General features: G+C 64.3%; 23 protein-coding genes. 17 read left to right on the forward strand and 6 right to left on the reverse strand.

Annotated elements, in window-relative coordinates; genetic code table 11:
- Positions 1-475: 475 nt before the first annotated feature.
- The 6 genes from ACNJX9_RS14880 (at position 476) to ACNJX9_RS14905 (ending at position 6398) form a co-directional block, all read left to right on the forward strand.
- A complete protein-coding gene (locus ACNJX9_RS14880) occupies positions 476-1660 on the forward strand; it encodes an ABC transporter substrate-binding protein (protein WP_439409388.1) in 1185 nt (394 codons plus the stop codon).
- Positions 1661-1890: 230 nt separating this feature from the next.
- Positions 1891-2760, forward strand: a complete 870-nt coding sequence (locus tag ACNJX9_RS14885; RefSeq protein ID WP_439409389.1) for a branched-chain amino acid ABC transporter permease — start codon at positions 1891-1893, stop codon at positions 2758-2760.
- 8 nt (positions 2761-2768) lie between these two features.
- Positions 2769-3797 carry a branched-chain amino acid ABC transporter permease gene (locus tag ACNJX9_RS14890; RefSeq protein ID WP_439409390.1) on the forward strand — a complete coding sequence of 343 codons (1029 nt, stop codon included), beginning with the start codon at positions 2769-2771 and terminating at the stop codon, positions 3795-3797.
- On the forward strand, positions 3794-4549 hold the full coding sequence (locus ACNJX9_RS14895) for an ABC transporter ATP-binding protein (protein WP_439409391.1): 756 nt from the start codon (positions 3794-3796) through the stop codon (positions 4547-4549). Before ACNJX9_RS14890 ends, ACNJX9_RS14895 begins: the two co-directional genes overlap by 4 nt.
- The gene (locus ACNJX9_RS14900; RefSeq protein ID WP_439409392.1) at positions 4542-5258 is read left to right on the forward strand and encodes an ABC transporter ATP-binding protein; all 717 of its coding nucleotides are present in this window, start codon (positions 4542-4544) and stop codon (positions 5256-5258) included. Before ACNJX9_RS14895 ends, ACNJX9_RS14900 begins: the two co-directional genes overlap by 8 nt.
- Positions 5259-5279: 21 nt before the next feature.
- Complete coding sequence (locus ACNJX9_RS14905; RefSeq protein ID WP_057749248.1) at positions 5280-6398, forward strand: cobalamin-independent methionine synthase II family protein; 1119 nt, start codon at positions 5280-5282, stop codon at positions 6396-6398.
- Positions 6399-6523: 125 nt separating this feature from the next.
- Here ACNJX9_RS14905 and ACNJX9_RS14910 read toward each other — a convergent pair whose 3' ends face one another.
- A complete protein-coding gene (locus ACNJX9_RS14910) occupies positions 6524-8254 on the reverse strand; it encodes a caspase family protein (RefSeq protein WP_439409393.1) in 1731 nt (576 codons plus the stop codon).
- A gap of 163 nt (positions 8255-8417) precedes the next feature.
- Between ACNJX9_RS14910 and ACNJX9_RS14915 the strand changes: the two genes are divergently transcribed.
- The 6 genes from ACNJX9_RS14915 to ACNJX9_RS14940 all read left to right on the forward strand — a co-directional run bounded on the left by ACNJX9_RS14915 (position 8418) and on the right by ACNJX9_RS14940 (position 15545).
- Positions 8418-9773, forward strand: coding sequence for a hypothetical protein (locus ACNJX9_RS14915; RefSeq protein ID WP_057749242.1), 1356 nt, complete (start codon positions 8418-8420; stop codon positions 9771-9773).
- Positions 9774-9834: 61 nt separating this feature from the next.
- Entirely contained in the window at positions 9835-11031 is a 1197-nt protein-coding gene (gene metK / locus ACNJX9_RS14920) for a methionine adenosyltransferase (RefSeq protein WP_439409394.1), read from the forward strand.
- Positions 11032-11105: 74 nt separating this feature from the next.
- Positions 11106-12527, forward strand: coding sequence for an adenosylhomocysteinase (gene ahcY / locus ACNJX9_RS14925; protein WP_057749235.1), 1422 nt, complete (start codon positions 11106-11108; stop codon positions 12525-12527).
- 161 nt (positions 12528-12688) lie between these two features.
- Positions 12689-14149, forward strand: a complete 1461-nt coding sequence (locus tag ACNJX9_RS14930) for a flavin-containing monooxygenase (protein ID WP_439409395.1) — start codon at positions 12689-12691, stop codon at positions 14147-14149.
- 141 nt (positions 14150-14290) lie between these two features.
- Complete coding sequence (locus ACNJX9_RS14935) at positions 14291-14950, forward strand: nucleotide-binding protein (RefSeq protein WP_439409396.1); 660 nt, start codon at positions 14291-14293, stop codon at positions 14948-14950.
- A complete protein-coding gene (locus ACNJX9_RS14940; RefSeq protein WP_439409397.1) occupies positions 14913-15545 on the forward strand; it encodes a phasin family protein in 633 nt (210 codons plus the stop codon). The genes ACNJX9_RS14935 and ACNJX9_RS14940 overlap by 38 nt, the downstream gene beginning before the upstream one ends.
- A 25-nt stretch (positions 15546-15570) precedes the next feature.
- On the opposite strand, the gene ACNJX9_RS14945 is transcribed toward ACNJX9_RS14940, so the two are convergent.
- Positions 15571-16803: a YbfB/YjiJ family MFS transporter gene (locus ACNJX9_RS14945; protein WP_439409398.1), complete on the reverse strand. Its 1233-nt coding sequence runs from the start codon at positions 16801-16803 to the stop codon at positions 15571-15573.
- Between the two features lie 20 nt (positions 16804-16823).
- The gene (locus tag ACNJX9_RS14950) at positions 16824-17534 is read right to left on the reverse strand and encodes an SDR family NAD(P)-dependent oxidoreductase (protein ID WP_439409399.1); all 711 of its coding nucleotides are present in this window, start codon (positions 17532-17534) and stop codon (positions 16824-16826) included.
- A 203-nt stretch (positions 17535-17737) separates the two neighbouring features.
- Here ACNJX9_RS14950 and ACNJX9_RS14955 point away from each other — a divergent pair, with 203 nt between their 5' ends.
- From ACNJX9_RS14955 to ACNJX9_RS14970, 4 genes are all read left to right on the forward strand, one after another.
- Positions 17738-18661, forward strand: a complete 924-nt coding sequence (locus ACNJX9_RS14955) for a LysR family transcriptional regulator (RefSeq protein ID WP_439409400.1) — start codon at positions 17738-17740, stop codon at positions 18659-18661.
- A gap of 153 nt (positions 18662-18814) precedes the next feature.
- The gene (locus ACNJX9_RS14960) at positions 18815-18970 is read left to right on the forward strand and encodes a hypothetical protein (RefSeq protein ID WP_014493894.1); all 156 of its coding nucleotides are present in this window, start codon (positions 18815-18817) and stop codon (positions 18968-18970) included.
- 141 nt (positions 18971-19111) lie between these two features.
- Positions 19112-20041 (forward strand): aspartyl/asparaginyl beta-hydroxylase domain-containing protein, encoded by a 930-nt coding sequence (locus tag ACNJX9_RS14965; protein WP_271619904.1) that lies wholly within the window; start codon positions 19112-19114, stop codon positions 20039-20041.
- Between the two features lie 6 nt (positions 20042-20047).
- A complete protein-coding gene (locus ACNJX9_RS14970; RefSeq protein WP_439410061.1) occupies positions 20048-20506 on the forward strand; it encodes a YybH family protein in 459 nt (152 codons plus the stop codon).
- A gap of 63 nt (positions 20507-20569) precedes the next feature.
- Here ACNJX9_RS14970 and ACNJX9_RS14975 read toward each other — a convergent pair whose 3' ends face one another.
- The 3 genes from ACNJX9_RS14975 to galE all read right to left on the reverse strand — a co-directional run bounded on the left by ACNJX9_RS14975 (position 20570) and on the right by galE (position 24240).
- Entirely contained in the window at positions 20570-21271 is a 702-nt protein-coding gene (locus tag ACNJX9_RS14975; protein WP_439409401.1) for a fumarylacetoacetate hydrolase family protein, read from the reverse strand.
- Positions 21272-21306: 35 nt separating this feature from the next.
- Positions 21307-23109, reverse strand: coding sequence for an ABC transporter ATP-binding protein (locus ACNJX9_RS14980; RefSeq protein ID WP_439409402.1), 1803 nt, complete (start codon positions 23107-23109; stop codon positions 21307-21309).
- Between the two features lie 117 nt (positions 23110-23226).
- The gene (galE, locus tag ACNJX9_RS14985; protein WP_439409403.1) at positions 23227-24240 is read right to left on the reverse strand and encodes a UDP-glucose 4-epimerase GalE; all 1014 of its coding nucleotides are present in this window, start codon (positions 24238-24240) and stop codon (positions 23227-23229) included.
- Positions 24241-24365: 125 nt separating this feature from the next.
- On the opposite strand from galE, the gene ACNJX9_RS14990 reads away from it, so the two are divergent.
- On the forward strand, positions 24366-25403 hold the full coding sequence (locus tag ACNJX9_RS14990; protein ID WP_439409404.1) for a glycosyltransferase family 4 protein: 1038 nt from the start codon (positions 24366-24368) through the stop codon (positions 25401-25403).
- Positions 25404-25413: the final 10 nt, after the last annotated feature.

A 25413-nucleotide genomic window follows, 5' to 3' on the forward strand; every position in this document is an offset into this window, starting at 1 on the left:
GCTGCCGGAACCGTAGCCTTCAACAAGGTAAAATAGGCTTATTCGAGATAGGTATCATAACACCTTGATGGTATCGGCGGATCGGCTTTCCCCGATGTCCGGATTCTCCAAGTGAAAGACGAAATTCTCCATCCACGCCGGCGGACGCATTCCTAGACTGCAGCCGTCGGCTCGCGGCAATCTGCTTGGCCGGCGCGAGGGCTTTTTCGTTGACAGCTCCATTTCATTTGTACAATCGTACAAATGAAATGGACCGAACTCGGGGGCTCGGGTTACCCCGACCTGACCGCGACATCGCTTCCAATCTTGGTTAACCGAACGCGCGGGCGTTGCGCCGAATGGTCGCCAAACGTCCGATTGACAATGACGGCCCGAAAGACGCCATGTGGCGCGCGATATCGCGCATGCGCGGGCTAAAGTGAGGCAAGGATCGGGGCACTCGGTCCATCGCAGGAATGAAGGGGAGGGACATCTGATGTTCGAACACAAGACGTTTTCTCGGGCGGCTGCCATTGCCGCCATCGCGGGCCTTGCGGGCCTCTCGCCGGCCAGGGCGGAAGACACCGTCAAGATCGGCCTGATCCTGCCGATGACCGGCGGCCAGGCCTCGACCGGCAAGCAGATCGAGAACGCGATCAAGCTCTACATGCAGCAGAACGGCGACACCGTCGCCGGCAAGAAGGTCGAGATCATCGTCAAGGACGATGCGGCGATCCCGGACAAGACCAAGACCGCCGCGCAGGAGCTGATCGTCAACGACAAGGTCAACTTGATCGCCGGCTTCGGCGTCACGCCGGCGGCGCTCGCCGCGGCGCCGCTTGCAACGCAAGCGAAGATTCCGGAAATCGTGATGGCGGCGGGCACCTCCATCATCACCGAGCGCTCGCCTTACATCGTGCGCACGAGCTTCACGCTTGCGCAATCCTCCACCATTATCGGCGACTGGGCCGTGCAGAACGGCATCAAGAAGGTGGCGACGCTGACCTCCGACTACGCGCCGGGCAACGATGCGCTGAACTTCTTCAAGCAGAATTTCACTGCCGGTGGCGGCGAGGTGGTCGAAGAGGTCAAGGTGCCCCTGCAAAATCCTGATTTCGCGCCGTTCCTCCAGCGCATGAAGGACGCCAAGCCCGACGCGATCTTCGTGTTCGTGCCGGCGGGTCAGGGCGGCAATTTCATGAAGCAATATGCCGAGCGCGGCCTCGACAAGGCCGGCATCAAGGTGATCGGGCCGGGCGACGTCACCGACGACGATCTCCTCAACAACATGGGCGACGCCGTGATCGGCACCGTGACCGCACATCTCTATTCCGCGGCCCATCCCTCGCAGATGAACAAGGACTTCGTGGCGGCGTACAAGAAGGCCTTCAACAGCCGTCCCGGCTTCATGGCGGTCAGCGGCTATGACGGCATTCACCTGATCTACGAGGCACTGAAGAAGACGGGTGGCGACACCGACGGCACCAAGCTGGTCGAAGCCATGAAGGGCCAGAAATGGGAGAGCCCGCGTGGCCCGATCTCGATCGATCCGGAGACCCGCGACATCGTCCAGAATATCTATATCCGCAGGGTCGCAAGGTCGAAGTCTGACGGCGAGCTCTACAATGTCGAGTTCCAGGTCTTCGAGGCCGTCAAGGATCTCGGCAAGACCAAGAAGTGACGCGCTTGCTTCACCTCTCCCGCTTGCGGGAGAGCATAGGCCCCCTTCGGCGGCCGTACTTCAAGAGACGCCGAGGCGAAGCCTCGGCTATCGCGAAGCGTCGGGTGAGGGTTCTTTCCACTAGCGGACTGTCCCTTTGCGGAGGCACCCTCTCCCCAACCCTCTCCCGCAAGCGGGAGAGGGAGCGCAGCACGGCACCTGGCCACATCTGAGATGATATTCGACGCGCGATGACCTCAATCCTCACCAACCTGTTCGATGGCGTGGCCTACGGCATGCTGCTGTTCGTGCTCGCCTGCGGGCTTGCGGTCACGCTGGGTCTGATGAACTTCGTCAATCTCGCCCATGGCGCCTTCGCCATGGCCGGCGGTTATGTCTGCATGCTGCTGGTGAACCAGCATGGCTGGCCGTTCTTCGCGGCCCTGCCGCTCGCCTTCGTCTCGTCCGCGGTGATCGGCATCGTGCTCGAGCGCACGCTCTATCGCCACCTCTATGCGCGTAGCCATCTCGATCAGGTGCTGTTTACGATCGGGCTCGCATTCATGTCGGTCGCGGCCGTGGACTACATCCAGGGCTCCTCCCGTGTCTTTATCAACCTGCCGGCCGCGCTGCAGGGCCAGTTCGACCTATTCGGCGTCGGCATTGGCCGCTACCGGCTGATGATCATCGTGATTTGCGGCCTGCTGACCATCAGCCTGCAGATGGTGCTGGCCAAGACGCGTTTCGGCAGCCGTCTGCGCGCCGCCGTCGATGATCCCCGTGCCGCGAGCGGTCTCGGCATCAACGTGCCGCAGGTGTTCGCCTTCACCTTTGCTTTCGGCTGCGGGCTTGCCGGCCTTGGCGGCGCGCTCAGCGCCGAGATCCTCGGACTCGATCCGTATTTCCCGCTGAAATTCATGATCTACTTCCTGATCGTGGTCACCGTCGGCGGCTCCTCCTCGATAACAGGCCCGTTCCTGGCCTCGCTGCTGCTCGGCATCGGCGACGTCGCCGGCAAATATTACGTGCCGAAGATGGGACCCTTCGTGATCTACACCATGATGATCGTGATCCTGATCTGGCGCCCGAACGGCCTGTTCGGCCGCACGGCCGCGCGTTGAGCTTGCCGATGAGCGCTTCGTCCGACGTCGGTTATCACGCCCAGCGGCAGGCGCGCTGGCACTATGGCGAGGCCGTCTTCTGGCTCGTCGTGCTCGCCTGCGGCTTTCTGTTTCCCTCGCGTTATCTGATCATGACCGACATCCTGCGGCTGGCGCTGTTTGCGATCTCGCTCGATCTCATCCTCGGCTATGCCGGCATCGTCTCGCTCGGCCACGCCGCCTTCTTCGGCGTCGGCGCCTATGCTGCAGGACTTCTTGCGCTTCATGGCATCATCAACGAGCCGGTGCTGGCGCTGATCGCGGCGGGCCTTGCCGCGATGGTGCTCGGCTTTGCCACCAGCTTCCTGGTGATCCGCGGCGCCGACTTGACGCGCCTGATGGTGACGCTCGGCATCGCGCTGCTGCTGGAGGCGCTCGCCGAACGCTTCTCCAACATCACCGGCGGCACCGACGGCCTGCAGGGTATCGAGATGCAGCCGATCCTTGGCGAGATCCCGTTCGACATGTTCGGCAAGGCCGGCTTCTTCTATTCGCTGGCCGTGCTGTTCGTGCTGTTCCTGCTGGCCCGGCGCATCGTGCATTCGCCGTTCGGCCTGTCGTTGCGGGCGATCAAGAACAACCCGCTGCGGGCAGCTGCCATCGGCATCCCCGTCAACCGCCGCCTGATCGCGATCTATACACTTGCGGCGTTCTACGCCGGCATTGCGGGCGCGCTGTTCACCCAGACCACCGCGATCGCCTCGCTCGACGTGTTCGCCTTCGACCGCTCCGCCGACCTGATGCTGGTGCTCGTCATCGGCGGCACCGGCTATCTCTATGGCGGGCTGATCGGCGCCGTGATCTTCCGCATGCTCCAGGAAGTGTTCTCCACCATCACCCCGCAATATTGGCAGTTCTGGATCGGGCTCGTGCTGGTCGTGATCGTGCTGGTCGGCCGGCAGCGGCTGCATTACGGCGTGCTGTTCCTGCCCAATTTGCTGATCAAGCAGATTGCGGGACGCAAGGCGGTCGTGACAGTGCCGGAGAGCGACGCATGACTATCGCGCTCGAAACCAAGAATCTCGAAAAGACCTTTGGCGGTCTGCGTGTCACGCGCGACCTGTCGCTCAGGATCGAGCAGGGCGCCCGCCACGCGCTGATTGGCCCGAACGGCGCCGGCAAGACCACGGTGATCAACCAGCTCACCGGCGTGCTCAAGCCGAATTCGGGTCGCATCCTGCTCGAAGGCCAGGACATCACCGATCTGCCGGTGCACAAGCGCGTGCTGCGCGGCCTGTCGCGCACCTTCCAGATCAACCAGCTCTATCCCGATCTCACCCCGCTCGAGACCATCGGCCTTGCCGTCTCCGAGCGCCTCGGCCATGGCGGCGACTGGTGGCGGCGGATGGGCACGCGCAGCGACGTCAACGGCGAGATCGCCGATCTCCTGAGGCGCTTCCACCTGCTCGACGTCATGAACGAGCAGACCGTGACGCTGCCCTACGGCAAGCAGCGCCTGCTCGAGATCGCGGTCGCGATCGCTGCCAAGCCGCGCGTGCTGCTGCTCGACGAGCCCGCGGCCGGCGTGCCGGAGAGCGAGCGCCACGACATTCTCGCTGTCGTCGGCAGCCTGCCGCGCGACGTCACGGTGCTGCTGATCGAGCACGACATGGACCTCGTGTTCTCCTTTGCCGACCGCATCTCGGTGCTGGTCTCCGGCGCGCTGCTGACCGAAGGGGCGCCCGAGCAGGTCGCGCGCGATCCGCAGGTGAAGGCGGTCTATCTCGGCGAGGAGGCGGTCAATGTCTGACCTGCTCGCAATCGAGTCCCTGCGCGCCGGCTATGGCGAGGCGGTGGTGCTGCCCAACATGTCGCTGGGCCTCGCCGAGGGGCAGGTGCTGGCGCTGCTGGGACGTAATGGCACCGGCAAGACCACGCTGATCAACTCCATCGTCGGCGTCACCCGTCGCTTCTGGGGCTCGATCGCGCTCGCCGGCACCGACGTCACGAGCTTGCGGCCTGACCAGCGGGCGCGTGCCGGCATCGGCTGGGTGCCGCAGGAGCGCAACATCTTCCGCTCGCTGACGGTGGAGGAGAACATGACCGCGGTGGCCCAGCCCGGTCCCTGGACCGTCGAGAAGGTCTACGAGATGTTCCCGCGGCTGAAGGAACGCCGCAGCAATTTCGGCAACCAGCTCTCCGGCGGCGAGCAGCAGATGCTGGCGATCGGCCGCGCGCTGACCCTCAACCCGAAGGTCCTGCTGCTGGACGAGCCGACCGAGGGCCTCGCCCCCATCATCGTCGAGGAGCTGCTGAGGGCGATCGGGACCATCACCCGGGCCGGCGGCATCTGCTCGATCATCGTCGAGCAGAACGCGCAAAAGATTCTGGGGCTCGCCGACCGTGTTGTGATATTGGAGCGCGGAACGATCGTCCACGACGCCCCGAGCGCCGCCCTGAAGGCCGACCCGTCGGTCCTGGAGCGTCACCTCGGTGTCGCTGGGGCGGCGGCTCACTAGAAAATCCTCGGGAGTTCAAGAATGCAGCGAACCAAAGCCCCCTTCCGTGCCGACGAGGTCGGCAGCCTTCTGCGCCCTGCCAAGATCAAGGACGCACGCGCGAAACTCGAGAAGGGCGAGATCTCGGCCGACGATCTGCGCAAGATCGAGGACATGGAGATCGAGAAGGTCGTGCACAAGCAGGCCTCGATCGGCCTGAAGCTCGCAACCGATGGCGAATTCCGCCGCTCCTGGTGGCATTTCGACTTCCTGGCCAAGCTCACCGGCTGCGAGCTGTTCCACCCCGATACCGGCATCCAGTTCGCGGGCGTGCAGACCCGTCACGACGCGGTGCGCGTGATCGACAAGCTCGATTTCCCCGACAATCACCCGATGCTCGACCATTTCCGCTTCCTGAAGAAGGTTGCCGACCAGGCCCACGTCACCGCCAAGATGACGATCCCCTCGCCAGCCGTGCTGCACTTCCGCGGCGGCCGCAAGTCGATCTCCAAGGACGTCTATCCCGATCTCGAGCCCTTCTACGAGGATCTCGGCAAGACCTACCGCAAGGCCGTGAAGGCATTTTACGACGCGGGCTGCCGCTATCTGCAGTTCGACGACACCGTCTGGGCTTATCTCTGCTCGCAGGACGAATTGCAGAAGGCGCGTGAGCGCGGCGACAATCCGGACGGCCTCCAGCAGATCTACGCCCGCATCATCAACTATGCACTGGCCGAGAAGCCTGCCGACATGGTGGTGACGACGCATGTCTGTCGCGGCAATTTCCGCTCGACCTGGATTTCCTCGGGTGGCTACGAGCCCGTGGCCGAGACCCTGCTCGCCGGCACCAATTACGACGGCTATTTCCTGGAGTACGATTCCGACCGCGCCGGCGGCTTCGAGCCGCTGCGCTTCCTGCCCAGGGGCAACAAGGTCGTCGTGGTCGGCGTCATCACCTCGAAGTTCGGCGAGCTCGAGAAAAAGGACGACATCAAGCGTCGACTTGAAGAGGCCGCCAAGTTCGCGCCGCTGGAGCAGCTCGCGCTGTCGCCGCAGTGCGGCTTTGCCTCGACCGAAGAGGGCAACATCCTCTCCGAGGAAGAGCAGTGGGCCAAGCTGAGCCTTGCGGTCGAGATCGCGAAGGAAGTGTGGGGCAACTGACGGCGAGTGTCATTCCGGGGCGCGCTTGGCGCGAACTATGGTGCGCAATTGCGCACCTGAGAATCTCGAGATCCCGGGTCTGGTGCTTGCGCACCATCCCGGGATGACGACGCGGAGGCGCGTCGTCACTTCTCCGCCAGATAGACCTCGCCCAGCAGCGACGAGTTCGACCACGGCACCTGCTTGTTCTTCGTGGCCGACACCACCTCGGCCCGCACCCGCGTCAGCATCTGCTGCACTTCGAGGCCCGGCGTGCCGAGATGACGGGACAGCGCCGCGGAGAAGGGCGAGTTGGCGCCTTCGCCATCGAGCGCGACCTGTCCCGGCGCGGTTGCGAACGCGATCAGCGTGCCGGCCCCCAGCGTCGCACCGGATCCGAGACTGGACGGTGCGGCGAGGCCCGACGCGCCCTCGATGCCGCGACTGCTGCCGGCGCTTGCGACTTGCTGCGCCATCGGGTTGTTGCGGCAGGCATCGAAGATCAAAATGTTGGTGCGAACCTGGTCGTCCAGCCCCGCCATGATCGTGTCCATGTCGATCATGGCCTCGGTCATGCTGCTGCCCGGCTTCAGCGCGACATCGACGGGAATGAGATAGTTGCGGCCGTCGATCTGCACGCCGTGGCCGGCATAGTAGACGAGGGCCACCTGCGCCCGCGCGGCCTCGCGTAGGAAGTCGCGCGTCATCTTCTGCATCGCGGCGCGGTCGAGGTCGACGCCCTCCGATACCGTGAAGCCGATGTCGCGCAGGCTCTTTGCGACCGCGCGCGCGTCGTTGGGCGGATTGGGCAGCGCCTTCACATGAGCATAGGCCCCGTTGCCGATGACGAGTGCCATGCGGCTGCCGCGAACGGCCGGTGCAGGCGAGGGCGCAGGAGAAGGCGCCGGTGCCGCGCCCGTCTGCTGCGGGGCTGGCGCTGCCGCCGGTTGCGTCGCCGGCGGTGGCGCGTCGCGCGGCATCGGCGCGGCTGCGTCGCTCACCAGCGACAGCCGCACCTTTGCGGTCGCCTGGACCGCCTTGCTGCCGGCGTCGGAGGCCGTGATCGCCAGTGACGCGTTGTAGTCCTCGCGGGCATGCGCGTAGTCGCCCTTGGCCTCATAGGCGAGCGCGCGATGGGCATAGCCGGAGATCAGCACGCTGTTCGGCGGCGTCATGATGTTGGCTGGGGGCTTGTCCTTGGCCAGCCGGATCGCCTCGCTGCCATCGGCGATCGCGCGATCCAGATCGCCCCTGGCGCGCCAGATCGCGGTGCGCTGGATCAGCGGCTGCGGCAGCGTCGGGTCGATCCGGATCGCCTGATTGAGGTCGGCGAGCGCACCGTCCAGATCGCCGAGCGCCTCCTTGGAGATGCCACGATTCTGGAATGAGAACGCCGACCTGGGATCCGCCTTGGTCGCCATGTCGTAGTCGGCGATCGCCTTGGCGTAGTCGCCCTTGCCGCGCCAGGCATTGCCGCGGTTGTGGAAGATGATGCCACTTGGCGGGCCGAGCTTTAGCGCATCATCGAAATCGGCGATCGCGATGTCGTAGTCGCCCTTGTCGAAATAGGCCGAGCCCCTGAGATTGTAGACCGCCTGGCTCGGCTGCAGCCGGATCGCCTCGCTGGTGTCGGCAATGACCTTGGCGTAGTCGCCTTTCTTGTTCCAGCCCACCGCGCGCCAGAAATAGACGGTCGCGAGCTGCCCGCCCTTGAAGACCTTCAGGGCGATGATCTTGGTGCAGGCGTCGACCATCTGGTCCGCCGGCGTGGTCTCGGTGGTGCAGAGCGGCCCCAGCTGGCTGCGCGACTGGGCGGAGCAGGGCGCCGACCAAAGGGTCGCGGCGAGCAAAGCGAGCACGACGAGCAGGCGGCTCATGGGGTGTTTCCTCGAGGAGACGTGCTTGTTTGTTGTCCGGCAGCCGGTCGGGGTTCACGCGCATGTCATCGCCTGTGGGGTAACGCAGGCAGCGGTATTCCCTCGGTGGGCAGAATTTGCTACGAGGTTAGTCCCAACTTTTCTGCCCACCGCCTTCCCATCGATGAAGAACGACGAAATCCTGAGCCAAATCACCGAGTTCTGCCGCAAGGCGGACATGGCGGAATCGACGTTTGGCCGGCGGGCCGTGAACGATGGGAAGCTCGTGCAGCGCCTGCGCGAGGGCAAGCGCATCACCATCGACACGCTGGAGCGGATTCAGGCCTATATCGCGGCGTCGACGACCGGTGGCCTGCCGCCGCCGCGGGGGCTCCAGGTCCCCCCGGAGAAGCGCGATCCGCGCGGCAATTTCCGCTTCTTCGAGAACCGGCAGAAATATCTGCTGTTCGTCCACACCTGCAGCGAAAAGCGGGTGATCGCCGACCGGGTGGCGCTGGAGCTGTCCACCATCCATCCGCGCCCGCCGGCGCTGCGCATTTTCGATGCCGGTGTCGGCGACGGCACGGTGCTGGCGCGCGTGCTGCGCGCCACGCATCAGCGCTACCCGCATATGCCGTTCTATGTTGCCGGCAAGGAGCTTAGTCTCGAGGATCTGCGGCTGACGCTAGAGAAGGTGCCGGACCGCATTTTCGAGCATCCGGCATCGGTTTTCGTCTTCACCAACATGTTCTATTCGGAGGCGCCGTGGCTGACGCCGGCCTCGCCTGCTGCAGCCGCGGCCACCGTCTGGCATGAGGTCCCGCTGAGGGGGGCCTCGTCCGGCGAGTTCGAGCAGCAGATCGCCGAGCTACGGCCGTTCCTGGAGCAGAATTGGCGTGCGGCGATCAGCCCGCGTACCGCGATGCCGCTCTACGAGCGGCCGGTCGTGCTCGTGCTCTACCGCGACGACCATCGATTCCTGCTCGATTCGACCATTCCCCGGCCGGGGCAGACCGAGGCCAATTTCGACCTCGTGATCGCATCCCAGCCATACCGGGCCCTGTCCTCGGTCAATTTTCGGGCCAAGCGGATCATTGCACCACTGGCGCGGGCGTTGCGACCGGGCGGCCGCCTGATCGGAATCCACTCTCATGGCCACGATCCCGGCATGGAAATGATCCAGGCCATCTGGCCCGGAGAAAACCCTTTCTCGGTGAGCCGTCATGAGCTATTGCGCGCCGTTAAGTATGAACTCGGATCGTTGGGCCGCGACCTAAATTTTAATGCTTACGCGGACAACCGTTCGATCTTCAGGTATGATATGGAAGCGCTGCCCAACGAGGTGACGGGTACCATCGGGACCTCGACGGCCTTTGCAGCGTGGAATGCGGCGGTGTATGTCGCTCAGATTGAGGACGACCGGTTGACAGATATGACTCAAAACGGCCGCACTCTGGATGCCGCCAGAGATGTGCTGCGGAAGTACAACGGGCTCTGGTTTCTTGACGAATCCTACGTCATCTCGCGCCGGCGTGATTGACATAATCCAACTGTAAACATCGCAAACGTCCGCCGGTAGCGGTGGAACAAGGGGTTTCTTGATGCGCGCGTCCTATCTCTTCACCAGCGAGTCCGTCTCCGAAGGCCATCCGGACAAGGTTTGTGACCGGATCTCGGATGAAATCGTCGACCTGTTCTACCGCGAAGGGCCGAAAGCCGGCATCGATCCCTGGCAGATCCGTGCCGCCTGCGAGACGCTGGCGACCACCAACAAGGTGGTGATCGCCGGTGAGACTCGCGGTCCGAAGTCGGTCACCAACGAGCAGATCGAAAGCGTCGTGCGCGGCGCGATCAAGGACATCGGCTACGAGCAGGAAGGCTTCCACTGGAAGACCTGCGACATCGAGATCCTCCTGCACCCGCAGTCGGCCGACATCGCGCAGGGCGTCGATGCGCTGCAGCCGGGCGAGGTCAAGGAAGAGGGCGCGGGCGACCAGGGCATCATGTTCGGTTACGCCACCAACGAGACGCCCGATCTGATGCCGGCGCCGATCTTCTACGCCCACAAGATCCTCCGCCTGATCTCGGAAGCCCGCCACTCCGGCAAGGAGAAGGTGCTCGGCCCCGACTCCAAGAGCCAGGTCACGGTGCAGTACGAGAACGGCAAGCCGGTCGGCGTGCGCGAGATCGTGGTCTCGCACCAGCACCTGGTTCCGGACCTCACCTCGAACCAGGTCCGCGAGATCGTCGAGCCCTATGTGCGCGACGCCCTGCCGAAGGACTGGATCACGCCGAAGACCATCTGGCACATCAACCCGACCGGCAAGTTCTACATCGGCGGTCCCGATGGCGATTCCGGCCTGACCGGCCGCAAGATCATCGTCGACACCTATGGCGGCGCCGCCCCGCACGGCGGCGGCGCGTTCTCCGGCAAGGATCCGACCAAGGTCGATCGTTCGGCCGCTTATGCCGCGCGCTACGTCGCCAAGAACATCGTCGCCGCCGGTCTTGCCGATCGCTGCACGCTGCAGCTCGCCTACGCCATCGGCGTGGCGCGTCCGCTGTCGATCTACATCGACACCCACGGCACCGGTAAGGTGTCGGAGGATCAGCTCGAGAAGGCCGCCGCCAAGGCGATGGACCTGACCCCGCGCGGCATCCGCAGCCATCTCGACCTCAATCGCCCGATCTACGCGCGCACCTCGGCCTACGGCCATTTCGGCCGCACGCCCGACAACGAGGGCGGCTTCTCCTGGGAGAAGACCGACCTCGTCGAGCAGCTGAAGCGCGCGCTCTAGTTCTCTTGCGTCGTTCCGGGGCGCCGCCACAGCGGCGAACCCGGAATGACGAGCCAAACAGACAGGAACCCCCAATGAACGCGAAGCCCGGCTTCACCGATTACATCGTCAAGGACATTTCGCTCGCCGAGTTCGGCCGCAAGGAGCTCTCGCTCGCCGAGACCGAGATGCCCGGCTTGATGGCCACCCGCGAGGAGTTCGGCCCCAAACAGCCTTTGAAGGGCGCGCGCATCGCCGGCTCCCTGCACATGACGATCCAGACCGGCGTCCTGATCGAGACGCTGGCAGCGCTCGGCGCCGATATCCGCTGGGTCTCCTGCAACATCTATTCGACGCAGGACCATGCCGCCGCGGCGATCGCGGCCGCCGGCATTCCCGTCTTCGCCGTCAAGGGCGAAACGCTCAAGGATTACTGGGACTACACCGCAAAACTGTTCGACTGGCATGGCGGCGGTCATCCGAACATGATCCTCGATGACGGCGGCGACGCCACCATGTACGTCCATCTCGGTCTGCGCGCCGAGAAGGGCGACACCGCGTTCCTGGACAAGCCGGGCTCGGAAGAAGAGGAAGTCTTCTTCGCGCTTCTGAAGAAGCAGCTGAAGGAGAAGCCGAAGGGCTACTTCGCCGCGATCGCGGAGAGCATCAAGGGCGTTTCGGAAGAGACCACCACGGGCGTGCATCGTCTCTACGACATGCAGAAGGCCGGCACGCTGCTGTGGCCCGCCATCAACGTCAACGACAGCGTCACCAAGTCGAAGTTCGACAACCTCTATGGCTGCCGTGAATCGCTGGTCGACGGCATCCGCCGCGGCACCGACGTGATGATGTCGGGCAAGGTTGCGATGGTCGCGGGCTTCGGTGACGTCGGCAAGGGCTCGGCGGCCTCGCTGCGCCAGGCCGGCTGCCGCGTGATGGTGTCGGAAGTCGATCCGATCTGCGCGCTGCAGGCCGCGATGGAAGGCTACGAGGTCACGACCATGGAAGACGCCGCGCCCCGCGCCGACATCTTCGTCACCGCGACCGGCAACAAGGACATCATCACCATCGACCACATGCGCGCGATGAAGGATCGCGCCATCGTCTGCAACATCGGTCACTTCGACAACGAGATCCAGATCGCTGGTCTGCGCAATCTGAAGTGGACCAACATCAAGCCGCAGGTCGACGAGATCGAATTCCCGGACAAGCACCGCATCATCCTCCTGTCGGAAGGCCGCCTCGTGAACCTCGGCAACGCGATGGGCCATCCGTCGTTCGTGATGTCGGCGTCTTTCACCAACCAGACGCTGGCGCAGATCGAGCTGTTCGCCAACAACAAGGACGGCAAATACAAGAAGGAAGTCTACGTGCTGCCGAAGACGCTCGACGAGAAGGTCGCGCGTCTCCACCTCGCCAAGATCGGCGTCAAGCTCACCGAACTGCGCAAGGACCAGGCCGACTATATCGGCGTCAAGCCGGAAGGCCCGTACAAGAGCGATCACTACCGCTACTGAGCGGCAGGCCTGTCGATCAACAACGCGAAGCCCCGGAGCGATCCGGGGCTTTGTTGTTTCGGCTGGTGGAATTCGACCCGTTTGGCGGCTTCCGCTCGCCCCGATTGCCGATTGACGCCCAGCGGTGTCGAGCGGACAATCCTCGCGCGGCGGAGGAAACCATGCAACAAGAACATTTCGACGTGCTGATCGTCGGGGCAGGGCTATCAGGCATTGGCGCGGGCTATCATCTTCAGAGCAAGTGCCCGGGCAAGAGCTACGTCATTCTGGAGGGGCGCGAATGCATCGGCGGCACCTGGGACCTGTTCCGCTATCCCGGCATCCGCTCCGACAGCGACATGTTCACGCTCGGCTATTCCTTCAAGCCGTGGACCGATCCGAAGGCGATCGCCGACGGGCCGCAGATCCTGAGCTATGTGCGCGAGACCGCGGTCGAGAACGGTATCGACAAGCACATCCGCTTCCATCATCGCGTCAAGCGCGCGGCGTGGTCGACCAGCGACGCGCGCTGGACCATCGAGGCCGAGCGCGCGGGAGGCGAGGGCGCGGCGGAGCTCGTGCGCTTCACCTGCAATTTCCTGTTTCTGTGCGCGGGCTACTACAAATACGAAGCGGGCTACACGCCAGAATTCGCGGGCGCTGCTGACTTCGCCGGCCGGATCGTGCATCCGCAGAAATGGACCGAGGATATCGACTGCGCCGGCAAGCGCGTCGTCGTGATCGGTTCCGGCGCGACCGCGGTGACGCTGGTGCCGGAGCTTGCCAAGACGGCGGCGCAGGTCACCATGCTGCAGCGCTCGCCGACCTATGTGGTGTCGCGTCCGGCGCAGGATCCCCTCGCCAACAAACTGGGCCGCAACTTGCCGGCGCGGCTGGCCTATCATTTGATCCGCTGGCGCAACGTGATGTGGGGGATGTTCTTCTTCCAGCTCAGCCGGCGCAAGCCGGCGAAGGTGAAGGACTTGATCCTGACGGGCGTGAGAGCCGCGCTCGGGCCGGATTACGACATCGCAACCCATTTCACGCCGCGCTACAATCCCTGGGACCAGCGGCTCTGCCTCGTGCCGGACGGCGATCTTTTCAAGGCGATCCGCGAGAAGCGCGCCGCCGTGGTCACCAAGGAGATCGACAGCTTTACGCACGATGGCATCCGCCTCAAGGACGGCAGCGAGCTTGCCGCCGACATCATCGTGACCGCGACGGGCCTGGTGCTCCAGGTCGTCGGGGGCCTCGAGGTCAGCGTCGATGGCCGTCCCATCGATTTTGCCAAAACTCTCACCTACAAGGGCATGATGTATGCAGACGTGCCCAACATGGCGTCGGCCTTCGGCTACACCAATGCGTCCTGGACGCTGAAATGCGATCTCACTTGTGAATATGTCTGCCGGCTCATCAACTACATGGACCGGCACAATTTCCGGCAAGCCATGCCGCACAATGACGATCCTGATATCACCGCACAGCCGTCGCTGGATTTTACCTCGGGCTATGTGCAGCGCTCTGTCGCAAAAATGCCAAAGCAGGGCTCGAAGCGACCGTGGCGGCTGTATCAGAACTATGCGCTCGACATCGTTTCCTTGCGCTTCGGCAAAATCGACGACGGCGTGATGCGGTATTCCTGATCGTGCCACGCAGGATAGCGGGATGGTCTCGCGTTCGCTTGAGACGAATCGCGAACTTGTGGTAGTATCTTGCGCTGCAACAGGTTCGTTTCCGACAGCACCCGAGTTCCACGTCGTTGCCGTCCTTAGGGAGCGCAGGACATGCACGTCCTTGCCCTGGTCACGCAAAAAGGCGGAAGCGGCAAGAGTACGCTGTCCGTTGGACTGGCGGTGGCAGCAATGCAGCGCGCCGAGCGCGTCGCTCTTATTGAGGCGGACGCGCAAGGTACGATCTCGAAATGGAAAGCGCGCCGCGAGAATCCCTATCCTTGCGTCGAGCGCGTTACCGATCCTGCCGAGATCGAACCGTTGATCGCGGGCCTGAGCGCCGAAGGGGTCTGGCTCGCCATCATCGACACAGCTGCGACGACCAACAGCCTGGCGATGCGCGTCATCGCCTGCGCCGATCTCTGTCTCATCCCGGCGCGCCCGAGCCCGGCCGATATCGAAGCCGCAATCCCTACGCTGATCGCCATTCGCAGGCTCAACCGCCGCTTTGCCTTCATCCTCAATCAGACGCCGACGCGGGGCTGCCGGCTGAGCGAAGCTGCGACATCGCTGAGCTCGATCGGTGCGCTTGCGCTCCCGTTTATTGCGCAGCGTAACGATCACCAGGATGCGCTCGGAGCGGGGTTGGGCGTCACTGAGTTCGCACCCGCGGGCAAAGCTTCGGACGAAATTGGCAGTTTGTGGGGTTGGATCGCGGGGCACTTGGAAGAGTTGGATGATCATGGGAAAGGCACGCTCAAAGCGGCCTGCTGAAGTTGCACGCGCCGGGCGTCGCTCGCTGCTGGAATTGGCGGCGGAAGTGAGCCGTGCGGTCGATGAGGGTCTGGCCATGCCGCCGGGCTCGGTCGCCGTCGCCCAAGATGCGCCGCAGATCGTGCAAGAAGAGCCTGCTCCGATGACCGTTCCGGTACAAGGAAAAGCCGGCGTCGCCCTTGCAAGTCCTCAACCTCCGGGCAGTACCACCACTGATCTCATTGTCGATATGGCCAAGGCGTATCAAGCCCGCACCTTGGACGGCATGAGCGCTACGTTCAACTACGCCAATGACCTCGCAAAGTCACGGCTGGTCGGTGTGACATCGGAGGCCAATGGAACGGCCATCGTGGGAAGCGAGATCATCGACGCGATTGGAACGGCAGCTGAGTGGCGCGCCGTCGTGCTCGAACTGATGAAAGTCAATGCGGGCGCGACCCTGGAGTATGCTCAGGAGCTGGGCCGCGCAAAAACGCTGGCGGAGTTGGTGGAGCTGTCGGCCACGCATGCGCGAAAACAATGTGAGTTGGTCCTCGAGCAAACCGAGTTGCTGAGGTCAGTTGCTCAAAGGATGACCAAGCCCAGCGCCAGGTAATGCCGCTCGCCTGCCATCATCGCGCTCAGGATCTGTGCGGGACGACCGGGGCGACCCCGAGATCGATCGCGAGCGCCAGCACCACGGCGCCACCGCCGAGAGCGAACAGGACGAGATAGTCGCCGCCGGTCTGCGCATAGATCCAGGAGAAGCCGTAAGCTGCGGCCGCCTGGAACAGCGCAAAGCTGGTGGTGGCGTGGCTCCACGTCGAGCGCTGCTGCTCGCCGGAGTGCGGGACGAGCTCATGGATGCGGCCGAGCACCAGCGGCACGATGCCCGGCGTGAAGCCCCCGATCACCACACTCGATACGATCAACGAAACCGGTGCGGTGCTGATGGTCGGAAGCAGTACGGCCGCCGCTTCAATCAGGAACGCAGCGCGTAAGGCCGGTCCGAATCCGGAGCGGTCGCCGAGATGGCCGGTGACGAGCGGGCCGACGATCGCGCCTAGGCCGTAGAGCACCCAATAGCGCGATCCCGCTGCGATGCCTTCGCCGAGGCCCCGCGCGACGAAGTCCACCATGAAGACCATGTGCGGGACCAGCGCCACGGCATTGAGGCCGTACTGGATCAGCAGTGCACGGGCGGCAGGCGAGGCGTGATGCTGCTTCGCCTGGTGCAAGGGTGCGACATGGGAATTGGCCTCGCCAGGCCAGCTCCACCAACTCGTCGCAGTGAGCACGGCCGAGAGCGCGCCAAGCCCATACCAGCTCTGCTGCAAGCCTTGTTGCAGGAGCAGCGGCGCCAGCGTGCCCGATGCGGCAACGCCGAGGCCAACGCCGGCAAAGATCACGCCGCCGACGATGCCGCGCCGGCGGGGCGAGGTGCGCGGAAGAATAACGGAAGCAGCCAGCACCATGATGATCCCGCCGGTGAGACCTGACAGGAAGCGCCAGGCGAAGAACCAGATGAACGACACCGGCGCAGAGCTGGCAAAGAAGGAGAGGGTTGCAAGCAGCATCATCGCCCGCAGCGCGCGGACTGCGCCGATGCGGGCGGCGACTGCTCGCGCTGCGAGCGCGCCGGCGAGGTAGCCGGCAAGGTTCGCAGCGCCCAGATAGACCACCTCGGAAGCGCTGAACCACTTTGCTGCGATCAGCGCCGGGATCAGCGGCGTGTAGGAGAAGCGGGCAAGGCCAAGCCCGACCAGCGATGCGGAGAGGCCGGCGACGGCATATCGCCAGGTCGGCTCTGACGCCGCGTTCGGCCGCTGATGCGGCCGGGCGTGGCGTCCAGGATTTGCATTGAGTTCGGTCATTGTCATCCTCGTGGGCGGGCTCAATGGCCGGCGATCTGGCCGCCGTCGACATGCAGGATCTCGCCGGTGACGAAGGACGCACCCTCCAGATAGAGCACGGCATCAACGATGTCGGACATCTCGCCCATGTGGCCGACCGGGTGCATCGCGCCGTATTGGGCGTGCGTCGAAATCGGGTGCATCGGCGACTTGATGATCCCCGGCGCCACCGCGTTCACACGGATGCCGCGGCTGGCGTATTCGATCGCGAGCGACCTGGTCGCGGCGTTCAGCCCACCCTTGCTGAGCGAGGCCAGCACTGAGGGCACGTTCGAATTGGCATGATCGACGAGCGTGGTTGTGATTTGGACGACATGGCCCGATCCCTGCTTCTCCATCTCGGCGATCGCGAGCTGGGTGATGTTGAAGAAGCCGGCGACGTTGGTCCCCATCACGGCCGCGTAGTCCTCGGCCGTGTATTGCGTGAAGGGCTTGGCGACGAAGATGCCGGCGTTGTTGACAAGCGTGTCGACGCGCCCGAAGCGCGCGAGGGCCTGCGCAACCACGCGCTCGGCCGTCTTGCGGTCGGCGATGTCGCCGGCGACGGCGAGGATATCGTCGTCGCCTGACGGCTTGATCGACCTCGCCGTGGCGACCACGCGATAATTGCGATCGCGAAAACCCTGGACCAGGGCGGCGCCGATGCCCTGCGATGCACCGGTGATGATGGCAACCTTCTGCTCGATACCCATGACGGGCTCCTGTTGTTGATCCGTGCCAGCACTGGCTGGCTTGCCCGTCGAGGTACGCCGCCTCGGCCCGGCTGCGAATACGCGCTGTCCGGCAGACACTCTTTCGCGGCGCGTACGAATGCCGCGCCGGCGCCTCGCGGCAGTTGTCGGGGTTGGGGCAAACGCCTAGCTTGCCGGGGATTTCAGGAGGACCGCGGGAAAGCATGGATCGTCTGGATGCAATGAAGGTGTTCGTCCTTGCGGTGGATGAGGGCAGCCTTGCCGCCGCGGGGCGAAAGCTCGGTCGTTCGCCGGCGGCGGTCAGCCGCGCCATCGCCTTTCTGGAAGAGCGGGTCGGCGCCGAGCTGCTGCATCGGACCACGCGATCAATCAAGCTGAGCGAGGAGGGCGAGCGCTATGTCGCGGTCTGCCGCCGCGTGCTGGTCGAGCTGGAAGAAGCCGACGACATCGCAGCTGGCCCGCGCACCGCGCCGCGCGGCCTGCTGACGATCACCGCTCCGGTGGTGTCAGGCGAGATGGTGCTGCGACCGATCCTGGATGCGTTTCTGGACGCCTATCCGACCGTGTCGGCGAAGCTCCTGCTGTTCGACCGCGCGGTCAATCTCATCGACGAAGGCGTGGATGTCGCGCTTCGGATCGGTCCGCTCGCGGACTCGGCGATGGTGGCGACGCGGATCGGCGAGGTCCGCCGTGTCGTCGTGGCAGCTCCGCGCTATCTCATGCAACATCCGCGGATCGAAGAACCCGGCGACCTTACCAAGCATCAGATCGTGGCGATGGCCCATCTTCCCAATTCATGGACCTTTAAGCCCCCGAAAAACCCGTCAGCAGCCCGCACGGTCCGGTTCACTCCGCGTCTCACCGTCAGCAGCACCTATGCCGCCGTGGCTTCCGCCGTCGCCGGGCGCGGCGTGGCGCGGATGTACTCCTATCAGGTCGCCGAGCAGGTCGCGCGCGGCGAGCTCGAGATCGTGCTTGCTGGCGACGAGGACCCCGAGATGCCGGTTCACCTGATCTGTCCGCAGGGGCGCCTCTCGGTGCCGAAGGTGCGGGCCTTCACCGACTTCGCAGTCCCCCGGCTCAGGAAGCAGTTTGCACTGCTCAAGAAGAGTCTCGGTGCGCGCTAGAGATCGCGGCCACGCCGCGACTGCCAATGCGTTGTTTTGCGTATACGGCCGCCCGGCTAAATCGGCGATGGTTCCCGAACGGTTAACGCCGATTTAACGGATGGGTCCTAGCCTCTCTCGGCCGGGGTTACTCGCAAGACCGAGGTGAGCCCAATGGAAGCCCAGAAGATCGCGGTCGACGCCGTTGTGGCGCTGACCGATTGTGACCGCGACGCCGTCATTGCATTCATCCGCCGGCTCTATCTTGCCGGCGTCACCGATCCCAAGCGCCTGACTTTCAAAGGTCTGCAGGCGCTGTCTCGGGCGTGATTCGGCTGGTTTCGGTCCGTTTTCGCCCCGGTTTCATCCCGAACCTCTCCCGAGCGTGACCGCAACCCCCGGTGAGTATCTTGCCGCCGGGGGCCCCGCGGGTTACACGACACCCCGGCTGGGTCACTCGGGATTGGGGAAATGCTGAAACAGCTTTTTGCGCCGCAACTTGTCATTCTGTACGTGCTTGTGGCATCGACGATTTACGTTCACTTCCGCGGCAAACAGCGGCTGCGCTTTGCGCGCCAGCTCGGCGATCACTCGACCTACCTCGCGCCCTACAATGTGCTGATGTATGCGGGCTCGGCGGTGCCGAACAAGCCGGTGATCTCGGTCGAGCAGTTTCCAGAGCTGAAGCCGCTCAGCGAGAACTGGGAGACCATCCGCGACGAGGCGGTGCGCCTGTTCGACGAGGGCTTCATCCGCGCCGCTGCCAAGAACAATGACTGGGGCTTCTATTCGTTCTTCAAGAGCGGCTGGAAGCGGTTTTACCTGAAATGGTACGACGACTTCCTGCCTTCGGCGAACGCGCTGTGTCCGAAGACGGTGGAGCTGCTCAAGTCGATCCCGAGCGTGCATGGTGCGATGTTTGCGATGCTGCCGCCGGGCGGCAAGCTCGGTGCCCACCGCGATCCCTTCGCGGGCTCGCTCCGCTACCACCTCGGCCTCGTCACGCCGAACTCGAACAAGTGCCGCATCCTCGTCGACGGCGTCGAATGTGTCTGGCGTGATGGCGAAGCCTTCATGTTCGACGAAACCTTCATCCATAGCGCCGAGAATGCGACCGACGTCAATCGCATCATCCTGTTCTGCGACGTCGAGCGCCCGATGAAGTACGGCTTCATGACCGCGATCAACCGCTGGGTCAGCCATCACATCGTCAAGGCGTCGGCGACCCAGAACGTCGATGGCGAGCATGTCGGCGCGCTCAACAAGGTGTTCGGCAAGCTCTACGAGATCCATCTCGGCAGCCGCAAGGTCAAGGAGTGGAACCGCAACGTCTACTACACGCTGAAATATTCGCTGACAGCGTTGGTGCTCGGACTCATCGTGTTTTCGGCGCTGCGTTGAATGGCCATGGAGCCCTTGCCGACGGCGAGCGCCGATGTCGTGGAGTTCTTCCACGGCTGGCTGGAAACATTCGCCGGCTATGTCCGCGAGGTCGACTATGCCTCGGCGCGGCCGCTCTTTCACCCTGACGTGCTTGCCTTCGGCACGCACAACGATGTCATCCCGGGCCTCGACCAATGGGTCACGACGCAATGGAATAACGTCTGGCCCAGGACGACCGGCTTCCGTTTCGTTCTCGATAAGACCGCTATACTGGCGTCACGCGATCGCGAGATGGTGACCGTGATCGCGCCATGGACGAGCACGGGCTATCATCCCGATGGCAGCGCGTTTGTGCGGCCGGGCCGGGCCACCATGGTGTTTTCAAGGAATGGCGATGGGTGGCTGTGCGTGCATTCGCACATGTCGCTCAATCGCGGTGTGCCGCAGGCAAGCCACGCCAATCGGCCGGTGAAGGCCTGGTAGACGTCGAAACAGAAAAGGCCCCGGACTGGTCCGGGGCCTTTTTGATTTCGGGCTATTGGAGGCTTACTCCGGCTGGCCGATCGAGACCTTCAGCGTGCCGACGCCGTCGACGCCGCATTCGAGCTTGTCGCCGGGCTGGAGCTGCGACACGCCGGCCGGCGTGCCCGTCATGATGATGTCGCCGGCGGCGAGCTTCACCTGCTGCGAGAGCTGCCAGATGATCTCCGGCACGTTCCAGATCAGCTCGGTGAGGTCGCCCTTCTGCGCTTCCTTGCCATTGACGGTGAGCCAGATCTTGCCCTTGGAGGGATGGCCGATCTTCGACGCCGGCTGCACCGCGGAGCAGGGCGCCGAACCATCGAACGACTTTCCGATCTCCCACGGGCGCTCCTTCTTGCGCGAGGCGATCTGGAGATCGCGGCGCGTCAGGTCGATGCCGACGGCGTAGCCGTAGACATGGTCGAGCGCCTTGTCGGCGGGGATGTTCAGTCCGCCGCTCTTCATCGCGACCACGAGCTCGACCTCGTGATGCAGATCCTTGGTCAGCGGCGGATAGGGGATGGTGGCGCCATCGGGCACCAGCATGTCGGCGTGTTTGGCGAAGAAGAACGGCGGCGCGCGCTCGTCATTGCCCATCTCACGGATGTGTTCGAGATAGTTGCGGCCGACGCACCAGATGCGACGCACCGGATAACGGCCGCTCTCGCCGACTACGGGAAGCGAAGCCTGGGGCGGAAGCGGGATCACGTAGGAGGCGGCGTTCATGAGGCGGTCTCGCTGCTCTTGAGGTGGAGGGAACTCTAGGCGGTGGCGCTGATCGGCGCCAGAGCGCCGGCGTCGTGATGTTGCAGGCGGAAGAACGAGGCGTAGCGCCCGGAGCGGCGCAGCAACTCGTCATGCCGGCCTTGCTCGACGATCTCGCCGCCCTCGACCACCAGGATGCTGTCTGCGTGCATGATGGTGTGCAGGCGATGCGCGATTACGATGGTGGTGCGGTTCTGACAAAGATGCTCGATCGCCTCCTGCACTTGGCGCTCGGACTCGGAATCCAGCGCGGCGGTTGCTTCATCGAGCAGAATGATCGGCGCATTCTTGATCAGCGCGCGCGCCACCGCAATGCGCTGGCGTTGGCCGCCGGAGAGCTGGGTGCCGTGCTCGCCGACCGGCGTATCATAGCCGAGCGGGAAGCTCGTGATGAAATCATGCGCGCAAGCGGCCTTCGCGGCCTCGATGATCTCGTCCTCGCTTGCGCCCGGCTTGCCGAAGGCGATGTTGTTGCGGATGGTGTCGCGGAACAGATAGACATCCTGGCCGACATAGGCGGTCTGGGCCCGCAGCGATTTGCGCGAGACCGCGCCGATCGACTGGCCGTCGATCAAGATGTCGCCTTGCGTTACCTCGTAGAAGCGCAGGAGCAGCGCCAGCACGGTCGACTTGCCGCCGCCGGAGGGCCCGACCAGCGCGGTGACCTTGCCGGGCTCGGCCGTGAAGCTCATGCGGTTGAGCACTGTCTCGCCCGAGCGATAGGAGAAGCTGACGTCGCGCAGCTCGATCCGCGCGTCGGTGAGCTTCAGCGCCGGCTTGTCGTCGTCGGAATGCTCGCTCGCCGGGCTGTCGACCACCTCGAGCAACATGCGCGCGCCGACGAGCTGGCTGTTGAGGTCGATGTTCAGCCGCGCCAGCCGCTTGGCCGGCTCGGTCGCCATCAGGAACGCGGTCATGAACGAGAAGAACGCGCCTGGCGTGGCGTTGAGCGCGACCACGCTGTAGCCGCCGTACAGCAGGCAGCCGGCGACGGCGAAGCCGCCGAGCATCTCCATCAGCGGATTGGAGCGGTTGGCGACGCGGGCCATCTTGTTGGCGTTGCGCTCGACGATCGCGATGTTCTCGTCGATGCGCTTCTGCATCGCGTCTTCGAGCGTGAACGCCTTGACGGTGCGGATGCCTTGCAGCGACTCCTGCATCGTCTCCATGATGTCGGCGGTGCCGGTGAACTGGTTGAAGGCGAGGCCCTTGATGCGCTTGACCAGCTTGCGCAGCACCAGCATCGCCGGCGGCACCGCGACGAGGCCGATCAACGACATCAGCGGGTCCTGCCACACCATCACGCCGATCATGGCGAGCAGCATCATGAGGTCGCGCCCGATGGCGTTGACCAGCATGTTGAGCACGTCGGTAATCGATTTGGCGCCGGCCGTGAGCCGCGCCAGGAATTCGGACGAATGCCGTTCGGAGAAGAAGCCGATGCTCTCGCGCATCAGCTTTGCGAACAGCTGGCGCTGGTTGGTGGCGAGGATGGCATTGCTGATCTTGGTCAGGATCACCATGTGGCCGTAGGTCGCCACGCCCTTGATGAACAGCAGGATCACCGTGATGGCGGAGAACATCGCGATGCCCGGGATGTTCTTGTCGACATAGGCCTGGTTGATGACCTGGCCGAGCACATAGGTCGCCCCCGCGGTCGCACCCGCGGCAGCCGCCATCAGCGTGAAGGCAACGAGGTAGCGCCGCCAGTAGACGACCCCCTGTTCCATGACCAGGCGGCGAATGAGGACCATCGCCGCATAGGGATCGTCGGTGATTTTCTTTGGAAACTGGGCCATCCGGTGTCCATTGACGGCGCTGGGAAAAGCCTGCCCGCGCGTCAGGGATCGAATGGCCTCTGTGCCCGCTAAAGCTCCGCTTTTCAAGCCCAATTAAGGGCTTGCACAGGATGTGATTTAGGCCGAGACGGCGTGGCGGAGCTCGCCGTGGCGCTCCCGGAACAGCTTGTCCTCCCAGGCCAGCGCGTGGGCCGCGATGGTCTCGAGGTCTTCGTATTGCGGCCTCCAGTCGAGCAGGCCGCGGATACGGCCGGTGTCGGCGACCATAGTCATGATATCGCCGGGCCGGCGCGGGGCGTATTGCACGGCGAAGCTGCGGCCCGACACCCGGCGCACGGCGTCGATGGTCTCCAGCACCGAATAGCCGCGGCCATAGCCGCAATTCAGCGTCGTCGAGGCGCCGCCGTTGCGCAAATAGGTCAGCGCAGAGTGATGCGCCTGCGACAGGTCGGTGACGTGGATGAAGTCGCGAATGCAGCTGCCGTCCGGGGTCGGATAGTCGGTGCCGAACACGTCGATCTTGGCGCGCTGGCCGGTCGCGGCCTCGACCGCGATCTTGAGCAGATGCGTGGCGCCGACGGTGGCAAGGCCAATGCGCGCCTGCGGATCGGCGCCGGCGACGTTGAAGTAGCGCAAGGTCACGTACTGCATGCCGTAGGCGGCGGCGACATCGTGCAGCATGATCTCGGTCATCAGCTTCGACGAGCCGTAAGGCGACAGCGGCCGCGTCGGCGCGTGCTCGGGCACGGGCACCTGATCCGGATTGCCGTAGACGGCGGCGGTCGAGGAGAAGATGAACCGACTGATGCCGCGCTTGACTGCGACGTTGAGCAGATTGCGCGTGGTGGTGAAGTTGTTGCGGTAGTAGCCGAGCGGATCGCGCATCGAATCCGGCACGACCACCGAGCCGGCGAAATGGATGATGCTCTCGATGTCGTGCTGGGCGATCACGCCCTCGAGCAAATTCTCATCGCCCGCATCGCCGATGAACAGCGGCACGCCCTCGGGCAGATAGGCGGAGAAACCGGTGGAGAGATCGTCGATCACGACGACGTCCTCGCCGGCTTCCGCCAGCGCCAGAACCGTGTGACTTCCGATATAGCCGGCACCGCCGGTGACTAGCACAGTCATGATCTCACCCGTCCTCGATCAGCGCGCCAAGTTAACGTTTGCGCGGTGAAGAGGGGGTTTCGGCAGCCCTGAACTGGTCACTATGCTTAATGTTGCGTATAGGGGACCCACCAACGGAGCGTGACGTGGCGAATTCCCCTGACGATCTCGACGTGATCGTGCCAAATCTGCACAGGCGCTATTCCGGAGTCACCGCGACCAACCGGATGGTGGCGCCGCTTCTGGCAAAGCTCTATCGCGCTGGCTGGTTCGGCTCGGATGCGCCGGAGGGGATTGTGCGGCTCGCCGTCGGTGATGTCCTGAAACTGTGGCGCCGCAAGCGGCCTGTGATCTGGCACGCGCGGCGCAACAACGAGATGATCGCAGGCGTTGCGCTGCGCGCACTGGGCTGGCCGCTCAAGCTGGTCTTCACCTCGGCGGGGCAGCGCCACCACACCTGGATCACGCGCTGGCTGATCCGCCGGATGGACGCGATCATCGCGACATCAGACATCTCCGCCTCGTTTCTGAAAGTGCCATCGACGGTGATCCCGCACGGCGTCGACACCGACGTCTACGCGCCCCCGGTCGATCGCGCCGCGGCGTTCGCGGAAAGCGGCTTGCCGGGCCGTTACGCCATCGGCTGCTTCGGTCGCGTCCGGGCGCAGAAGGGCACCGACGTGTTCGTCGATGCGATGTGCCGGCTGCTGCCGCGCTATCCTGACTTCACTGCCGTGATCGTCGGTCAGGTCACGGCCGAGCAGACACCGTTTGCCAACGATCTGAAGCAGCGCATCGAGGCGGCAAACCTGCAATCGCGCATCGTCATGACGGGCGAGCTGCCGATCGACGAGGTGCAGCGCTGGTACCAGCGGCTGACGATCTACGCCTTCACCTCGCGCAATGAAGGTTTTGGCCTGACGCTGATCGAAGCGATGGCCGCCGGCAGCGCGCTGGTTGCCGCGCGCGCAGGAGCCGCGACGCTGGTGGTCGAGGACGGCGTGAGCGGCGTGCTGATCCCGACAGGTGATGCGGAGGCGCTGGCGGCCGCGCTCGAGCCGCTGATGCGGGATGTGGCTCTGGCAACCGCGATGGGCGAGCGCGGTCGGGCACGGGTGCTCGAGAAATTCAGCCTCGAAGCCGAGGCGGCCCGGATTGGCGAGGTCTATCGGCCGCTGCTCTGAGCTGTTTTCC

The organism is Bradyrhizobium sp. BLXBL-03 (genome assembly GCF_051853015.1).
GTDB lineage: Bacteria > Pseudomonadota > Alphaproteobacteria > Rhizobiales > Xanthobacteraceae > Bradyrhizobium > Bradyrhizobium manausense.

Bases quoted from the DNA above. Each gene is read 5' to 3' on its own strand.
- ACNJX9_RS14880 (WP_439409388.1), top strand. From the start codon at position 476: ATGTTCGAACACAAGACGTTTTCTCGGGCGGCTGCCATTGCCGCCATC.
- ACNJX9_RS14885 (WP_439409389.1), top strand. From the start codon at position 1,891: ATGACCTCAATCCTCACCAACCTGTTCGATGGCGTGGCCTACGGCATG.
- ACNJX9_RS14890 (WP_439409390.1), top strand. From the start codon at position 2,769: ATGAGCGCTTCGTCCGACGTCGGTTATCACGCCCAGCGGCAGGCGCGC.
- ACNJX9_RS14895 (WP_439409391.1), top strand. From the start codon at position 3,794: ATGACTATCGCGCTCGAAACCAAGAATCTCGAAAAGACCTTTGGCGGT.
- ACNJX9_RS14900 (WP_439409392.1), top strand. From the start codon at position 4,542: ATGTCTGACCTGCTCGCAATCGAGTCCCTGCGCGCCGGCTATGGCGAG.
- ACNJX9_RS14905 (WP_057749248.1), top strand. From the start codon at position 5,280: ATGCAGCGAACCAAAGCCCCCTTCCGTGCCGACGAGGTCGGCAGCCTT.
- ACNJX9_RS14910 (WP_439409393.1), bottom strand. From the start codon at position 8,254: ATGAGCCGCCTGCTCGTCGTGCTCGCTTTGCTCGCCGCGACCCTTTGG.
- ACNJX9_RS14915 (WP_057749242.1), top strand. From the start codon at position 8,418: ATGAAGAACGACGAAATCCTGAGCCAAATCACCGAGTTCTGCCGCAAG.
- metK (WP_439409394.1), top strand. From the start codon at position 9,835: ATGCGCGCGTCCTATCTCTTCACCAGCGAGTCCGTCTCCGAAGGCCAT.
- ahcY (WP_057749235.1), top strand. From the start codon at position 11,106: ATGAACGCGAAGCCCGGCTTCACCGATTACATCGTCAAGGACATTTCG.
- ACNJX9_RS14930 (WP_439409395.1), top strand. From the start codon at position 12,689: ATGCAACAAGAACATTTCGACGTGCTGATCGTCGGGGCAGGGCTATCA.
- ACNJX9_RS14935 (WP_439409396.1), top strand. From the start codon at position 14,291: ATGCACGTCCTTGCCCTGGTCACGCAAAAAGGCGGAAGCGGCAAGAGT.
- ACNJX9_RS14940 (WP_439409397.1), top strand. From the start codon at position 14,913: ATGATCATGGGAAAGGCACGCTCAAAGCGGCCTGCTGAAGTTGCACGC.
- ACNJX9_RS14945 (WP_439409398.1), bottom strand. From the start codon at position 16,803: ATGACCGAACTCAATGCAAATCCTGGACGCCACGCCCGGCCGCATCAG.
- ACNJX9_RS14950 (WP_439409399.1), bottom strand. From the start codon at position 17,534: ATGGGTATCGAGCAGAAGGTTGCCATCATCACCGGTGCATCGCAGGGC.
- ACNJX9_RS14955 (WP_439409400.1), top strand. From the start codon at position 17,738: ATGGATCGTCTGGATGCAATGAAGGTGTTCGTCCTTGCGGTGGATGAG.
- ACNJX9_RS14960 (WP_014493894.1), top strand. From the start codon at position 18,815: ATGGAAGCCCAGAAGATCGCGGTCGACGCCGTTGTGGCGCTGACCGAT.
- ACNJX9_RS14965 (WP_271619904.1), top strand. From the start codon at position 19,112: ATGCTGAAACAGCTTTTTGCGCCGCAACTTGTCATTCTGTACGTGCTT.
- ACNJX9_RS14970 (WP_439410061.1), top strand. From the start codon at position 20,048: ATGGAGCCCTTGCCGACGGCGAGCGCCGATGTCGTGGAGTTCTTCCAC.
- ACNJX9_RS14975 (WP_439409401.1), bottom strand. From the start codon at position 21,271: ATGAACGCCGCCTCCTACGTGATCCCGCTTCCGCCCCAGGCTTCGCTT.
- ACNJX9_RS14980 (WP_439409402.1), bottom strand. From the start codon at position 23,109: ATGGCCCAGTTTCCAAAGAAAATCACCGACGATCCCTATGCGGCGATG.
- galE (WP_439409403.1), bottom strand. From the start codon at position 24,240: ATGACTGTGCTAGTCACCGGCGGTGCCGGCTATATCGGAAGTCACACG.